A 15,549-nucleotide genomic window follows, 5' to 3' on the forward strand; every position below is an offset into this window, starting at 1 on the left:
CCCCGAACGTGTGCAACTGGACCTGGGCAGACCCACCCGGCCGCTCGGTGACCCGCACACAGGCCACGATCTCGTCCTTGTGCACGTCCAGACCGGCGCACCGCGCCACCTGCGCTTCCATCAGACCCCCAGACGGTCGTCCCGACAGGACAGGGCGGCCACCCGGGGGGATCCGATGATCAAAGAGTCTAGAGGTCGCGCTCGAAGCAGCAGTCCCACGTGCCTGCAGATCCCCACGTCACACTAAGCGACGGGCTCAACCTTCGGCACCAAGCTCGCCCGACGTCGTCCAGGTGACCACAGGCATTTTCCGACGCCCCACGTGGCCGGCGACGCCGGCCCTCACCACTAAGCGGGTACCTCGGCGCATGAGGTGTAGAAGGTTGCCGCGGCTCCCGCCGTCGGTCTGCGAGAGCTCACGGGGCGGTCACGAAGCGAGTTCCTCGGGCACTGGGGCGCCGAGCCTCGTGAGTAGATTCGCGACCAGCCGATCGAGGTGGCGGCCGACCTCGGCGATGGCGGGGTTGCCGTAGCTGTCGAACAGCGTGCTTGGCTGGTCTATCGCGAAACGAGTGTCGCCCTCGGTGTTGGCGTAGATGACCGTGCGCAGGGGTGCGTACAGCATCACGGTCGGGTCGTGGCGGAACATGCGTTCGGCGATCGTGTGGTTGCCCATCAGGTACTCGACGCACTTCCAGTCCGAGGGCGAACCGGCCATCGTGGCGGTGACGTCGCTGCGCCAGTAGATCATGAACCCGTGCGGCGCGTTGATCTCGGCGAGTTCGAGGGCGGCGTCCCAGGTGGCGAGCAGCCCGAACCGGGCGAGGTCTACCGCGGGGACGAGCTCCTCATATCGCGACACGGCCCGGTCGTAGGGCAGGGGCACCGCAACGTCGAGCCGGCGCACCAGGTGCTCAGTGACGCATACGGGCTCAGTAGTGTGTACGGGGACTGTCATGAACTTCTCCGCATGTCAGCTCGCTCGACAGCACAACACGCCGCTGTCGGTCAAATACAGAGGGATGTCTACCCGGTCGACGTCGGCGGGCAAACGGCTGTCCGCCGTGCATCGCCTGGACCAGGTGGCTTTGGTGGTCCGGCAAGGTCGCCAACCACGGCGGCAAGGTTCAGGTACCCGTGCGTTCGCCGGCAGCGGCTCTAGCCCCGCCGGGTCGCCGCCTCCAGTGGCCGCGACGACGAGCACGTCCTCGCCCGCGAGCCCGGCCAGCGCGGGCCGGATCAGCTGGTCGGCGTCGGTCGCGACCGTCCCCTGGTTGACAAGCACGACCCGCCGCCCGGACAGTTCGCGCCACCAGGCCGGCGCCCGCCAGCCGAGGTCGACCGGCTGGCGTGGCGGTCCGACGAAGGCGACCTGGGGATGGGTGAGCGCGACGAAGTCGTCGAGGTCGCCGTCGACCATCGCGCGGATGTGGCGGACCGTCACGTCGACGAGCACGTCGCGGTCGAGCCCCGTGATCGCCGGCCGGGGCGCCCGGACAACGACGGGGGCGACCGCCGGGGCGGGCCGCCCCTGCTCAACTCGAACGGCACGCTGTGGGGCGGCGCCGGTCTGGGCGCCGCCGTCGCCGAGCAGGTGCTGGGGCGTTCCGTGATCTGGGCGAACGTGCAGTACATCAGTCCGATCCGGGCCGGCGAGCGGCTTCAGCTGCGGTGGAGGCCGGATGGCGTGGCCGGAGCCTGTCTCAGGCCGTCGTGCGGGGAGCGGTGGACGGGCGGCCGGCGCTACTCGTCCCTGGGACCTTCGGCGCCCGCGCCGATGACGCGGGCGAGAACACCGACCGGCACCTGGTGGCGCCGCCCATCAACGTGCTGGCGCCGGAAGGCACCGAGGACCGGGGAGTCGGGCGTCACCCGCCACCTGGCGGGTGATGCCCGTCGGACGGCGGGTCGTGGTGCGGGATGCGTGAGGTGCAGCATGCGTCTGACGGTCAGGTCAGGACGTCGATGACGGGAGAGCCAATGACGACCACGACTCCGGCACCTTCTGCTGTCGGCCCGCCGCCTCCGTTCGACCTCGAGCTGGCCGCCGTTCTGGACGTCTTGGGCGATCAGATGTCGCTCCCGGTGACAGTGGACATGATCCCGGCGATGCGGGCGTCCTTCGCACAGTGGAGGACCTCGGATGAGGATCTGAGCCGCGGCGGGGCGTTCGAGGTCCAGGATCTGTCGGTGCCCGGGCCGCCCGGCGCGCCAGCGGTCTCCCTGTTGGTGTGCCGGCCCACGGCGACCAGCGCGCCGATGGCGGCGATCTACTACATGCATGCCGGAGGCATGATCCTCGGCGACAACCGGTTGGGCCTCCCGGAGGCGCTCGACTGGGCGCAGGAGCTGAACCTCGCGATCGTCTCCGTGGAATACCGTCTCGCCCCCGAGCATCCGCACCCCGCGCCGGTGGAGGACTGCTACGCGGGGCTGGTGTGGACGGCCACCCATGCCGGCGACCTGGGCGTGGATCCGGATCGGATCATTGTCGCCGGTGGCAGTGCGGGGGGCGGTCTGGCCGCGGCGGTCGCGCTGCTCGCCCGGGACCGCGGCGGCCCACCCCTGGCCGGGCAGATGCTGATGTGCCCGATGATCGACGATCGGAACGACAGCCCGTCCAGTCGCCAGATGGCCGGACAGGGGGTGTGGGATCGCAATGCGAACAGCACGGGCTGGTCGGCACTGCTTGGGGCCGGGTGTGGCGGCCCGGACGTCTCGCCCTACGCCGCGCCGGCCCGGGCCGCCGACCTGTCAGGGCTTCCAACGGCCTTCGTCGATGTCGGCTCGGCGGAGACCTTCCGGGACGAGGACGTCACCTACGCCACCCGTATCTGGCAGGCCGGCGGCCGCGCTGAGCTGCACGTGTGGCCGGGAGGCTTCCATGGATTCGACCGCACGGCTCCGCAGGCCGCGATCTCGCGGGACGCCAAGGCGGCGCGGGTACGTTGGCTGCGCAGGGTTCTGCAGGCATGACTCGAGGCCCCCGGACCGGGCGCAGCCGTCCGTATACGGCTGGGCACCGGCGGTTGCGGCAGGCACGATGTAGCGGTGAGAGAGCTCGTCGCGAAGCTGGCAGCGCTCGACCCCGACGCGGGCGCCGCCGTCAAGGTGATCGCCTATTTCGACCGGCTCATCGAAGGGCAAGCTGGCCTGGAGCCGATCGTGCGCGGCGCGGCGGTGCTCGCGGGCTGCCCGGCGCGGCTCATCGACGACGAGCGCCGGGTGCACATCGAGATCGAGGCCGACGGTCGGCGGCGCGACGCTGTCACCCGCCCGGATCCGGCGTGGCTGAGCGCACCTGTTGTCCCCGGCGGTCCCCAGGCGCTCTGGCTGGAGCGCCCTGGCCCGGCAGGTCCGATCGACGCGATGGTGCTCGAGCGGGCCACGGCGGCGGCCCGCGTCGTCCTCGCACGGACCAGGCGCGGCGTCGCGGCCGGCTGCGTGACACCGCACGACCCGGCTTCGGTCGAGGTGGTGCTCGACGCGACGGTCCCCGCGGACCTCCGTCTCAACGCCGCCCGGCGTCTTGGTCTGGACCGTACCGCCCGGGCACGGGCGGTGGCGCTGGAAGGTGGTCTGGCGCGAGTCGAGGCTGCTTCGGGGTCCCAAGCGCCGGACCCGGATGTCGGCCGCCGGCGTGCGGGTGTCGGCCCGGCGGTGGCGGTGCTGGAGCTACCCTCGTCCTGGGCGGCGGCGCGGACGGCGCTGCGCCTGACCGCCGACGGCACCGCATCGGACCCAGGCCCGAGGATCGTCCACGCCGACCATCTGGGCGGGCTCGCCGTCCTCGCCGCCGCGGTCGTCGCCGCGACGGAGCCGGCGCCCGACGTCCGCGCCCTGGAACGCGTGGGGGCCGACGCGCCGTGGATGCTCGCCACCCTCGACGCCATCGCCTCGAGCCCGAGCCTGCGCGCCGCGGCGGGCGTCCTCTCGGTGCACCACTCGACGCTGCAGGATCGGATCGCTCGCGCGGAGCACCTGCTCGGCTGGTCGATCCGCGAGCCGCAGGGACGCCTCCGTCTCCAGCTCGCGCTCGTCTTACGACGCCTGCACAGGAACCGGCCCCTCGAGGCGGAATGGGATCGACGACCACCCTGGACGTAGCCGCATGACGACCGGGCTCTGCGGGCCGGAGGCGCGGCCCGTCAAGGCGACGGCGCGGACGCGGACGGCGGCGTGGCGCGGTCCACCGCCATGACACGGCGGTGGACCATACGGGCCGGATTTCTGCTGATTAGGGATTGATCGCGATGAGGCGGTTGGACAGCGTTGAGGACGGGCATCGACGGGCACGTCGACGCCTGCCGAACTCCGTGTACTGGTTCATCGAGGGGGGCACCGAGGAGGAGCTCACCCTGCGGGAGAACCGCCGCGCCTTCCAGGAGGTGACCTTCCGCCCGCGGGCCGCCACCGCCTACACCAACCATGACCTGACCACCACCGTGCTCGGCACGCAGCTGTCCATGCCGGTGATCGTCTCGCCGGCCGGGTACATCCGGCTCGCGCACCGCGGCGGCGAACTGGCCGCGGCCCGCGCCGCGGCGTCCGCCGGCACCGCGATCGGGGTCAGCACCCTGTCCAGCTACCCGATCGCGGAGATCGCCGCCGCGGGCGCCCGGGCCACCTGGTACCAGCTGTACTTCGCCGGCGGCCGGCCCGGCGCCCAGATCGCCATCGACGCGGCGCGGAAGGCCGGCTGCACCGCTCTGATCCTCACCGTCGATCTCGCCGGCACCGCCGGACGGGACCGCCGCCGCCGCGCCAATGCGCCGATCAGAGTCGACCTGCGCAGCGCGCTGACCTATGCCCCCGAGATGGTGCTGCGGCCCCGGTGGCTGGCCGGATTCCTGCGCGACGGCCTCGGCCTGAACGTGCCCAACGTGCGGCTCACCCACGACGGCCCCCCGCTGTCCGTCGCCGAGGCCAGCGCCAGCATGCGCCGCCACCCTCCGACCTGGGACGACGTCAGCTGGATCCGCGAACGCTGGGACGGCCCGATCATCATCAAGGGAGTGCTCTCCGGCGACGACGCCCGCCGCGCGGTAGACACCGGGGCGGCCGCGGTCGTCGTGTCCAACCACGGCGGCAATGCCCTCGACGGGACACCGGCGACGCTGCGGGTGCTGCCCGAGGTCGTCGCCGCGGTCGGGAACGACGCCGAGGTGCTCCTCGACAGCGGTGTCCGCCGCGGCGCCGACGTCGTCAAAGCCCTCGCCCTTGGCGCCAGCGCGGTACTCGTCGGACGGGCCTACATCTGGGGCCTCGCAGCTGGCGGCGAAGAAGGCGCCCGTCAGGTACTGGAAATCCTGCGCCACGGGATCTCCACCACGCTGTCCCTGCTCGGCTGCCCGAGCCTGGCCGACCTCGACGACACCTACCTACGCCGGCCGACCGGACAGGGCGGAGAAAGGTGATGATACCGGCACCGGCTGCTGCTGATGTCGGCGTCCGCTTCTCGCGCCGGGCCGTTCGTACCGGCGGGCCGCTCGGGGGATCGGAACACATTGGTGCGCCGCGCCAGCACGCCGGTCTCGTGTCGATGCGCGCGGAGCTGGGCACGGCGCACTCTTTAGCGCATTGGAACCTTGGTGGAGCTGCCCGCGCAGTCGACGGGCTCCGCCAGAGAGAGGAATAGTATGTTCGAGTTAACCGGCCATGTGGCGCTGGTGACCGGCGCCGGTCGGAACATGGGTGCCGGAGCGGCCCTGGCTCTTGCCGCGCAGGGAGCCGCCGTGGCCGTCAACGATCTCGTGCCCGAGCGGGCCGAAGCAACCCGCGCGCACATCGAGTCAGACGGCGGGCGCGCCATTGCCGTGCCGTTCGACATTCTCGACCCAGAAGCCGTCATGGCAGGGGTCGCCGATGTCAAGGCGGCGTTCGGTCGGCACGTGGACATCCTGGTCAACAATGCAGGCATCCACCCCGACATGACGGCGACACCGTTCCGTCAGCTTCCCGTGGAACGCTGGCGTGGCCCAGTGGAGATCAATGTCTTCGGGTCGATGTACTGCATCCATGCGGTGCTCGAGGACATGTGTGAGCACGGGTGGGGTCGAATTGTACAGATCTCCTCCGGGGCGGGCCGTACCGGCCTGAGCATCGGCGTATCGGTGTACGGGGCCGGCAAGAGCGGGATCGAGGGTTTCATCCGCCACCTCTCCCAAGAGGTCGCCGGAACCGGGGTGACCGCCAACAGCCTGGCCCTCGGACTCATGAACAACACCGCGACCGGGGATGCGCACATCACCAGGGCACAGGCCGCCTCGATCCCGGTGAAAAGGCTGGGGACCCCGGGTGACGTCGGCGCGGCGGTGGTCTTCCTCGCCGCCGAAGAAACGTCCTGGCTGACCGGCCAGACTATCAACCTCAACGGTGGGGCCACGATGAACTGACCGTGGGAAGCGCGCGGGATGGTGAAGACAGCCGGCATCGAGCGCCACCCCGATCTGACCACCCGCCAACCCGCCCCGGCCCAGGAAGGACCCGCCTGACCCCCCGGGGCCGTGGACCCGGCGCCCGCCGAGGCGACAACCGGCCCCGACCCTGCCCACCAACCACGAAACAATAATCAGAAGCGTCGGATCGTGACCGACGGGGCACTCTCACGATCCCGGTGGAAGATCCAGGTCGACGAAACTCGCGACTTCTTGCATATTCCTCGCGCGGATGAAGATCGCCGCGGGACCTGTGCTGCAATCGTGGCATGTCTCTGGAGGAGCTTCGCGATCTGCTTGAGCGGCATGTGCGTCCCGATGGAGCCATTGCTATCGACGGGGTCCGGACCTGCAGAGCCGACCACAACGTGGCGCCGGTGTCCTCAATGTCCGGCGCGGTGCTGGCGGTCGTCGCTCAGGGTCGCAAGCGTCTGGCGCTGGGAGACCGGGTCTACGAGTACGGCGCTGGTCAGTACGTCGTCACCTCGGTCGACCTTCCGGTGACGGGGCACTTCATCGATGCCGACGCGGGGCGCCCCGGGCTCGGTTTCGGGATGACTCTGGAGCCTGCCGCCATCGCGGAGTTGCTGCTGGCGGCAGGGCCGGGGGATCTGCCACGGTCGCCGGGCACGGCACGGCCGGGAATCGCGGTCAGTGACGCCCCGGACGAGTTGCTGGACGCTGTCGTGCGGCTGCTGCGTCTGCTTGACCGGCCACGGGACCGGAAGGCACTGGTCCCGTTGGTCAAGCGCGAGATCCTCTGGTGGTTGATGACCGGGGAACAAGGTGACGTCGTGCGTCAGCTCGGCCTGGCCGACAGTAGCCTGGCGCACATCAGACGTGCTGTGGGGTGGATCCGGGAGAACTACACCCGGCCGTTCCGGGTCGAGGAAGTAGCGCAACTTTCGGGGATGAGTGTCTCCGCCTTCCACCGGAACTTCCAGGCGGTAACGGCGATGACCCCGATCCAGTACCAGAAGCACATCCGGCTGCAGGCCGCGAGATTGCTGTTGGCGAACCGTCCGAACGACGTCACCGGTGTCGGCCACCGGGTCGGATACGACAGTCCGGCCCAGTTCAGCCGGGAGTACCGGCGCCAGTTCGGTTTCCCGCCCAGCGTTGATGCGGTGCGCCTGCGCGGCGGAGCCGGTCCCGTTGCCGCGGCGCTGCCGTAAAAGCCGGCGAAGCGAAGAGGATCGTGCAACGACTCGAGAGGATCCTGCTGGCCCGGCGCTCGTGGCGGAGTTTTCATGGAGTCACCGGAACGTGCGACGGATCCCGGGGCCCTCACCACGACGAAGGAAGCGAGTAATGATGGTCACAGACCGCGCACTGACCGCCTCCGGGGAGAGAAGTTATGAAGTACCGCACGCTGGGGCGGACCCGAGTCGAGGACCGCGACGTGCCCCTCGACGACGAGCGGCGGACCGGGCTGTGACCGTGGACGACGCCGTCATCCGCGCACTCGACATCGGACCGGACTCCTCCGCGGCCGAGCGCACGATCGACATCACGACACTGGGTGCACGTAGCGGTATCCCGCGGCGTATCGAGATCTGGCTCCACCGCGTCGACGGTCGCTGGTATCTGAGCGGCATGCCCGTACCCCGTAGCTGGTATGCGAACCTGCGCGCCCATGCTCGATTCGTCGTGCATCTCAAGCACGGGGTCACGGCCGATCTGCCCGCGACCGCGGTGCCGGTCGACGAGCCGACACGGCGGCGGGTGATCACTGCGGTCCTCGACCTGCAGAACCGGCCCGAGATCGCCGCGCGAGTCAGCCAGCCCCAGAACTTCGACGACTGGTTCGCGCGCAGCCCGCTGGTCGAGATCGTGTTCGACGACGAGCAGTTGCGGACAGCGTCCTCGGCGCGGTCCGAATAGTCCGAACCTCGCCGGCCGGTGATGTCGTGTCCGTCGTCGGGTCGGTTCCCGGCGTCAGCGCGTCGAGGCACGGGGCCGCCCACTCACCAACCACTCACCACACGCTCCGAAGGAGGAGAAGCATGAAGTGCCGCACGCTGGGCCGGACCGGAATCCAGGTCAGCCCTTACTGCCTGGGCGCCATGATGTTCGGGGCCATCGGAAACCCCGACCACGACGACTCGATCCGGATCATCCACAGGGCCATAGACGCAGGGATCAACTTCATCGACACCGCCGACGTGTACTCCCAGGGCGAATCCGAGGAGATCGTCGGCAAGGCACTCAAGGGCCGCCGCGACGACGTCGTGCTCGCCAGCAAGATGCACTACCCGATGGGCGACGATCCGAACCACCGTGGGAACTCACGGCGCTGGATCATCGCCGCAGTCGAGAATTCCCTGCGCCGCCTGCAGACCGATCACCTCGACCTCTACCAGGTCCACCGCCCCGACCCGACGGTCGACGTGGAGGAGACACTGTCAGCCCTGTCCGATCTGATCCACAGCGGCAAGGTACGCGCGATCGGTACGTCGACCTTCCCGGCCTCGGAGATCGTCGAGGCGCAGTGGGTCGCCGAGCGGCGCGGCCTGGCGCGCTTCCGCACCGAGCAGCCGCCGTACTCGATCGTCAACCGAAGCGTCGAACGCGAGGTGCTGCCGATCTGCCAGCGGTACGGGATGGGCACGCTGGTCTGGAGCCCGCTGGGCCAAGGCCTGCTCACCGGCCGGTACCGCAAGGGCCAGCAGACCGACACCCACCGATCCGGCGGCATGCCGCAGCACTTCAGCGACGAGCGCAAGCTCGACGTGGTCGAACAGCTCATCCCGCTCGCCGACAAGGCCGGCCTGCCGATGACCCACCTCGCGATGGCGTTCGCGATCGCCCACCCGGGCGTCACCTCGGCGATCATCGGGCCCCGCACCATGGAACACCTCGATGACCTGCTCGCCGGCGTCGACGTCACCCTGGACGACGAGGTCCTCGACCGGATCGACGAGATCGTTCCGCCCGGGACCGACGCCGGCCCCAACGACGTGGCATACACACCACCGGCCGTCTCGAACGTGAGCCTGCGTCGCCGGCCAGTCGCCGAGCGCTCCGCCGCCTGAACGACCGCCGCGTGGAGGGGCCGTCATGTGGACCGCGACTGCCTCCACCCCGGAGTAGCACGCATGGGCCTGTTCGCCGTAGCCGGAGCCGGCCAGCATGTACATCGTCGTCACGACGTTCGCGCCCGAGGCGAGGATCCGCTCGAGGTGGTCGAAGTCCGGCCGGTACGCCATGTACGCCACGCAGTCGGGCCGCAGCGCCGGACTGACGCAGGCCACCAGCACGGTGCCGCCGGTGTCGACGAGCAGATGACGCTTGATACCAGGGACTTTCTTGCCACCGTCGTAGCCGTGCAGCCCACCCCGGTCGGTGGCGCGCACACTCTGGCTGTCGAGAACGCCCGCAGCCGGAGTCGGGTCGCGGCCGCCACCGACACGGTCGCGTTCGCGCAGCCGGGCCAGAATCGGCTCCCAGCGGCCTTCAATCCGCCAGCGCCGCCAGTAGTGGTAGACCGTCTGCCAGGGCGGCAGGTCATGCGGCAACAGCCGCCAGGCACACCCCGCCCGCATCCAGTAGGCCAACGCGTTCACGATCTCCCGGCGCTCATGCGCTGGCGGCCGACAACCTGGCTTGGGACCGGGAATCAGCGGGGCGATCAACTCCCATTCGGCCCGCGTTGTAGGTGCTGCTGGTGACCCGCGCCCTGGGTGCCGCCCGTGGAGCTCACCAGCGCGATCCCGCCGCGGCCGCGCGCGGCCATCCTCGCGCCGAGCAGGTGGCACAGGATCACCGGCGTCGCGCAGTTGGCCCGGGCCGAGAGCACGTGCAGATCGACGCGCAGACCGCGGGAATGGCGTTGACGGCGTTCATCGCCGTCCAGACCCGACCCCAGTAGCCCCCGTCCCCGATCGGGTGCTTCCGCGACGGCTCAAGGGTGAGCGTCGTCGACGGCTCCCATAGATGATCACCGAGTACTTGAGGGTGCCGTATTCCCGCCGTCCACGCGACCACCTCCGAAGGCAACCGAACCACAGCCACTCCTGTGGACTCGTCACCACCACTCGCGACCTTTGACATCACCAATCACATAGAACCCTCTAGGTACAGGCAGTCCGGCTCCTCCTCTGGCCCGTCGGTCGCCGGTCGTCGCCGGACTCCTTCGGTTGCCGATCACCGTGGGCGGACGGCTCGAGGCCGAAGTGAGGACGGACCGGGTCGCGCCCGACGAGGTCGGCGGCAACGGCCCGGCGCTACGTCGCGAGCCGGCTCGCCGCTGCGACACCGGCGCCGATGATCAGCCGAATGAGCTCGGCGCATAGGTAGAGGCCCAAGGGCCGGCCGCACGGCGTTTCTGCTCTGCCACGGCCAGCGGTGATGCCTACGGATGGCGGTGTAGAGATCGAGACCTTCGATGGCGAAGCCACCAACAGGCCCCAGATCGCCATCTCGAGTGTGGCCCCCGTCACGCCACGGACCGTAGCCGATCGGTACGCCTGTTGGAGCAGCAATCCCTACAAGCGCCATAAGATTGGCCTGGTCAGCAGGCCTGTTGCGGTGCGAGGAGCCAGGGCGCGCGGAGCCCCGGCCGGCCTCGTGGTCAGATGGCGTGGGCGAGCTCGGCGAATGCCGCCTCGAGCCGGCGTTGTGGTTCGGCGTCGGTTCCGAGTTCGTAGTGGCCGCGGCGGATGTTCCGGACCAGCGCATGTCCGGTACTGATCGTCTGGGGCGGGCGCAGCCGTTTCGGTCCCCGCATCGGCCGCAGACGAGGGCGGGCGGCGCGCCATCGCTCGATCATGCCTTGGCTGCCGAGGAGGGCTACGACTTCGGATGTACGGCAGCGCCGATTTAAGTAATCGGCGGCGGTCTTCCTGCTCGCGCTATGTGCGAGTGCGTTAGCCCTGGCGCCGATAGCGGTCGGGTGGCCGTCGGAATCTTGTTCAGGGGGCGAGGTGGGCCGTAGAGCGGGCCGGTGCCGAGGTGGCATCCGGCGTTGGCGAGGTGCCGCGCTTGGCTGTCGTTGTCGATGGCGGTGGCGACCGCCGTCAGGTCGAGCCGGGTGGTGACCGCGAGGATCGCGTCGCGGACGCGGCGGGGGTGCGGGGTGGCCGGGGTGGTGTCAAGGCCGGTGAGGCAGGGGTGCAGTCTGATGATCTCGATATACGCGAGGTGCCAGCAGGCGAAGCTGCCGGCGTTGCCGCCAACGCCATCGAGGGCGAGGCGAACACCGCGGGCGGCAAGGCGTTGTAGCAAAGAATCGTTGATGGTGAGGCCGGAGATCGCGCAGGTTTCGGCGAGCGAGAGGATAATCGCCCGGCCGGCCGTGCGCTGTTCGGTGAGCAGACGCACGGCGGATGCGACGGGCGCCTGCTCAAGATCGAAGCTCATGGGAACGGAGACGAAGACAGGCTTAGCCGCCTGCGGGCCGCCATCCATCACGTCCCGACAGACCTGTTCGAGGACCCGGCCGGCAAGAGCCGCAGTTAGCCCTGCCTCGTCGGCAAGCCGAGTGAACAGGTCGGGCGCGAGCTCTCCGAACTGCTGGTATTTCCAGCAGGGCACGGCGTCGACGGCGACGGTCTTCCCGGTGTTGAGATCTACCACAGGTAGGTAACGGACTTCCAGGTTTCCGGCGCGGTCGACACTGTGGATCGCCTCTTCGAGATCAGCGCGGATCTGTGGGGCAGCAGCTGGAGTGGACAGCTCGGGTCGGTACACGACCAGCCCACCTTTACCCTGCCGTTTTGCCGCGTACATGGCGATGTCGGCGTCTCGCAGGAGGGCGTCGGCGCAGGGCGGGCTATGGTCGTCGGCCAAGACGAGTCCGAGGCTGACACCGACGGGCCGAGTGTGTCCGGCGAGGATGGTCGGCGCGCGGATTTTAGTGGCAAGCCGTTGGCATGCTCGCTCAGGGTTGCTGTAACCGTCCTTGAGGAGAATCGCGAACTCGTCACCACCAAGCCGGGCGACGGTGTCGCCCGATCGGACACCATTGCGCAACCGGCTCGCAGTGGTCCTGAGCAGGGCATCGCCGGCGGCGTGGCCGAGGGTGTCGTTGATCCTCTTGAAATCGTCGAGATCGCAGTAGACCAATGCGAAGGGATGACTGGCACGGCATATGAGCGCCTGCTGGATCCGGTCAGTGAACAACCTTCGGTTTGCCAGGCCGGTGAGAGGGTCATGAAACGCGAGGTAGTGCAGCTGCTGTCGGCTGGTCTGAACCGATGCGAGGAGCCGGGTGTTCTCGTCCAGAGTCATCATCTGGCGGAGGAGGACTACCAGCAGTAGGCCGATCAGGGCACCGCGTTCGATGCTGTCAATGGCGCTGTTCGCGATCAGCTGGCCGATCACCATCAGACCGGCCACTCCCAGTGCCAGGTAGGGCAGCGCGGCGCGTATCCACAATGTGCGTGGACTGCCACCGCGGCGAGCTGGCACAGGGGAGCCTGGCACCGGGACCAGGCCGGCGAGCAGGAGCAGCAGCCAGCCTGCGGCACAAGTGATGTCCACAATCGGCGCGATGCTGTGTCCCCCCGCGGCGATGACGATGAGGTAGATCGCCGTGGACAGCATCGTCACGCCGAGGCCGGCTCCGAGGAGAGCCAGCGCGAGCCCCGACCGCGGTTGCCGGAAGGTCGACAACAGCAGGATGGCAGCTAGCAGGACCAGGTAACCGACCACAGTCCCCGTGTTGGAGACGATCCCCGGGGCGTCGAGACGTCGTGTTCGGACCGCCGGCGCCAGGACCGTAGCCCAGGTCAGCAGGAACATGGAGCCAACGACCACCAGGCTGTCCAGCGCTGTGATCACATACCAGTGGTATCCGTCGCGCCCTACGGCGAATCCGCTACTTCCGGCGTCGAGCGGGTCCGTAGGGAACGCCAGCACCCCCGCCAGATACACAATCATGATCACAAGGAAGGCGTTCGCCGACCACGGCATATGGGACGGAAGAGCCGAGCCGTGTTCGATAATCCACCGGACGTGCCAGGTGGATGCGGCGGCAGTCAAGATTGTCGCGCCGCCGATGATCAGCCGCCACAGGCGGTCCGCTCCTCGGACCCGCCAACCAGTCCACACCAGACAGACCGCCGCGGCCAGACATGCGCCGAGGGCCGCGCAACCCGCAACCTTTTCACCAAGATCCGGCGGAAACACAAACCCACATACCGTCACGACAAGGACATAGGCCGCGCAGGCCAGCGCCACGCATCGCGCTTTTCTCCGGGCGCCGATCATCCCAACACGCCTCGTCGACGTGCAGGGCGCTGCACTTTTGCCGGCTAGCCCCGCTGGCCCGTCCACGGAATCGTTCTACCACCACCATCCGGTAATCAAACACCGATACCCGGGCGTCTTTTCGCCCATTGTCGGACGAAATCCGATTAGTCGGTCTGCAGGTGCATGGTACGGTCCTTTAGCGGGCCTACTGAGGGGCCAGCGCCCGTCGACGGACAGCGAACGGACCGGCGGATCGGCGGATCGGCCACGTCAACACTCGACCGACCCTAGGCTCGTCGAGAAGGCCCGCGAGATGATTGGCGTGACGGTGGCCACGCCACGAGTATCACAGTCACGTTCCGCAAGCGGCATAGCAACGAATCGTTCCTCTCCGCCGCCTCGGCGGGTTCGGCCGGAATCAGTTGGCTGATCGATCCGGTGCGCGGCACTCACCAAGCCGAGGTCACCGCCGCCATCAACGACCAGGGCGTGTAGATCGTCAAGGAACGCCATCCGCCTTATCCCTCGAGGACACAGTGCTCGCTTAGAGGAAGCTGCCGCCGCCATCGACCATCAGGGTGCAGCCGGTGATGTAGCTGGCGGCCGGGGATACTAGGAAAGCGACCGCGCGGCCAATGTCCTGTTCGGCATCGCCGGTTCGTTTGATGGACAGCGAGCGCAGGATCCCGTCGAGCATTTTCGGGTGCTCCTCGATCTTGGCCTGTGTCGTCGGCCCGGGCGCGAACGGGGACACCGCGTTCACGGTGATGCCATGCGTGCCCCATTCACGGGCCGCGACCTTCGTCAGCCCGCCGACGGCTGCTTTCGCCGCGACGTAGGCCGAGTAGCCAGGCAGCCCGGACAGCTCCGAGCCGGACCGCAAGTTGACGATCCGCCCGTCACCTTTGAGATGCGGGAAGGCCGCCCGCATGAACGCGAGTGTCGCGACCGGCCCGGTCGCGAACGACAGCGCGAGAGTCGCGTCGGTCGTCTCCTCCAGGGGAACACCGACGACGCTCGCCATCGCGTTGTTGACCAGGATATTCAGCCCGCCGAACCGGTCCACGGTCGCTGCGACGCACGCCGTGACCTGCGCGGTGTCCCGGATGTCGCATGGATAGGCAAGTGCCTTGGCGCCGCGTTCCTCGACCTCCGCCGCGACCGCCTTCGCGTTCTCTGCGTTCAGCTCGGCGATCGTGACAGCCGCGCCTTCGGCAGCCAGCGCGAGTGCGATTCCTCGGCCGATGCTCTGCCCGGCCCCGGTGACGAGGGCGACCTTGCCATCGAGCGTGCCCACGCGCTTACCTTTCGTCGATCGTTCGGCAGTCAGGATGCCCGCAGGACGGATGATCGGCTTCACACCTTCTCCGAGCTCTGACCGAGGTCCCGATCCATTCAGTCGTATCGGAGGCCGCCGACACGAGCGCGGAGATTGGTGTCGAGAGTCCGGTTGTCCGATCGGGACGAGGACAGCCGCGCCGGTGAGCGCGCAGTGAGGTCGAGCGGTGCCGTCCTCACTGCGGACCAGCGGCAGGATGCCGCCTACCTGGGGAGCCGCATTATCACAACCGGGAGGGTCCCACGCCTAGCGGATCTTTGCGTCTCTCGCGGCAGCGCCGGGCGTGCGTGGCAGGCGGCGATCTTGTCGTCCAAGAGCTGGATGCGGCTGTCAATTTCGAGCCCGAAGGTCTCGTACTCCTCTGGCTTCCAGCCGGTGCGATGCCCAGTTCGAGGCCGCAGGCCGCACGCTGTTCCAGGCGGCCTCGGGTGGGATGCCGCCCAACAGCGAGCACGGAATGCCAACTTTGATCGGCTGTGCGGTGGGCCGCTCCTTGGTATAGGTGGCCGGCGTCAGCGCCCCAGTACTGCCCAGACGCACGCAGGCCCTCCGTCGACTCAGGATCTCGGTATGCGCGGG

The 15,549-nt window shown here is 68.8% G+C and carries 13 protein-coding genes and 2 pseudogenes; 8 read left to right on the forward strand and 7 right to left on the reverse strand.

The annotated features are described in order from the left end of the window. Nucleotides 1–427: 427 nt before the first annotated feature. Nucleotides 428–958 carry a DUF302 domain-containing protein gene (locus BCD48_RS43985; protein WP_071054679.1) on the reverse strand — a complete coding sequence of 177 codons (531 nt, stop codon included), beginning with the start codon at nucleotides 956–958 and terminating at the stop codon, nucleotides 428–430. Nucleotides 959–973: 15 nt separating this feature from the next. After that, on the reverse strand, nucleotides 974–1,456 hold the full coding sequence (locus BCD48_RS57105; protein ID WP_071054681.1) for a glycosyltransferase: 483 nt from the start codon (nucleotides 1,454–1,456) through the stop codon (nucleotides 974–976). Between the two features lie 257 nt (nucleotides 1,457–1,713). Here BCD48_RS57105 and BCD48_RS51835 point away from each other — a divergent pair, with 257 nt between their 5' ends. The 8 genes from BCD48_RS51835 to BCD48_RS44030 all read left to right on the forward strand — a co-directional run bounded on the left by BCD48_RS51835 (nucleotide 1,714) and on the right by BCD48_RS44030 (nucleotide 9,472). After that, a complete protein-coding gene (locus tag BCD48_RS51835) occupies nucleotides 1,714–1,890 on the forward strand; it encodes a hypothetical protein (RefSeq protein ID WP_157910641.1) in 177 nt (58 codons plus the stop codon). A gap of 90 nt (nucleotides 1,891–1,980) precedes the next feature. Beyond that, the gene (locus BCD48_RS44000; protein WP_071054685.1) at nucleotides 1,981–2,976 is read left to right on the forward strand and encodes an alpha/beta hydrolase; all 996 of its coding nucleotides are present in this window, start codon (nucleotides 1,981–1,983) and stop codon (nucleotides 2,974–2,976) included. Nucleotides 2,977–3,051: 75 nt separating this feature from the next. Further along, nucleotides 3,052–4,107, forward strand: a complete 1,056-nt coding sequence (locus BCD48_RS44005) for a helix-turn-helix domain-containing protein (protein WP_071054686.1) — start codon at nucleotides 3,052–3,054, stop codon at nucleotides 4,105–4,107. Nucleotides 4,108–4,253: 146 nt separating this feature from the next. After that, entirely contained in the window at nucleotides 4,254–5,417 is a 1,164-nt protein-coding gene (locus BCD48_RS44010) for an alpha-hydroxy acid oxidase (RefSeq protein ID WP_071054773.1), read from the forward strand. A 222-nt stretch (nucleotides 5,418–5,639) separates the two neighbouring features. Next, nucleotides 5,640–6,395: an SDR family NAD(P)-dependent oxidoreductase gene (locus BCD48_RS44015; RefSeq protein ID WP_071054687.1), complete on the forward strand. Its 756-nt coding sequence runs from the start codon at nucleotides 5,640–5,642 to the stop codon at nucleotides 6,393–6,395. Nucleotides 6,396–6,706: 311 nt separating this feature from the next. Beyond that, nucleotides 6,707–7,612, forward strand: a complete 906-nt coding sequence (locus BCD48_RS44020) for an AraC family transcriptional regulator (protein WP_071054689.1) — start codon at nucleotides 6,707–6,709, stop codon at nucleotides 7,610–7,612. 259 nt (nucleotides 7,613–7,871) lie between these two features. Continuing rightward, nucleotides 7,872–8,321 carry a nitroreductase/quinone reductase family protein gene (locus BCD48_RS44025; protein ID WP_198543651.1) on the forward strand — a complete coding sequence of 150 codons (450 nt, stop codon included), beginning with the start codon at nucleotides 7,872–7,874 and terminating at the stop codon, nucleotides 8,319–8,321. A gap of 122 nt (nucleotides 8,322–8,443) precedes the next feature. Next, nucleotides 8,444–9,472, forward strand: a complete 1,029-nt coding sequence (locus BCD48_RS44030) for an aldo/keto reductase (RefSeq protein ID WP_071054691.1) — start codon at nucleotides 8,444–8,446, stop codon at nucleotides 9,470–9,472. Here the strand turns inward: BCD48_RS44030 and BCD48_RS48300 are convergent. The 5 genes and pseudogenes from BCD48_RS48300 to BCD48_RS44045 form a co-directional block, all read right to left on the reverse strand. Further along, nucleotides 9,464–10,072: pseudogene (locus BCD48_RS48300) on the reverse strand (transposase); the annotation flags it as partial. The gene BCD48_RS44030 and the pseudogene BCD48_RS48300 overlap by 9 nt on opposite strands. After that, entirely contained in the window at nucleotides 10,069–10,236 is a 168-nt protein-coding gene (locus BCD48_RS48305) for a hypothetical protein (protein ID WP_241842460.1), read from the reverse strand. The gene BCD48_RS48305 and the pseudogene BCD48_RS48300, both read right to left, overlap by 4 nt. Nucleotides 10,237–11,010: 774 nt before the next feature. Continuing rightward, nucleotides 11,011–11,184 (reverse strand): annotated as a pseudogene (locus BCD48_RS44035) (IS6 family transposase); the annotation flags it as partial. A gap of 74 nt (nucleotides 11,185–11,258) precedes the next feature. Next, the gene (locus BCD48_RS44040) at nucleotides 11,259–13,649 is read right to left on the reverse strand and encodes a putative bifunctional diguanylate cyclase/phosphodiesterase (RefSeq protein ID WP_083420139.1); all 2,391 of its coding nucleotides are present in this window, start codon (nucleotides 13,647–13,649) and stop codon (nucleotides 11,259–11,261) included. Between the two features lie 526 nt (nucleotides 13,650–14,175). Further along, a complete protein-coding gene (locus tag BCD48_RS44045) occupies nucleotides 14,176–14,928 on the reverse strand; it encodes an SDR family NAD(P)-dependent oxidoreductase (protein ID WP_071054696.1) in 753 nt (250 codons plus the stop codon). Nucleotides 14,929–15,549 lie beyond the last annotated feature (621 nt).

This window comes from Pseudofrankia coriaricola (assembly GCF_001854805.1).
Lineage (GTDB): Bacteria > Actinomycetota > Actinomycetes > Frankiales > Frankiaceae > Pseudofrankia.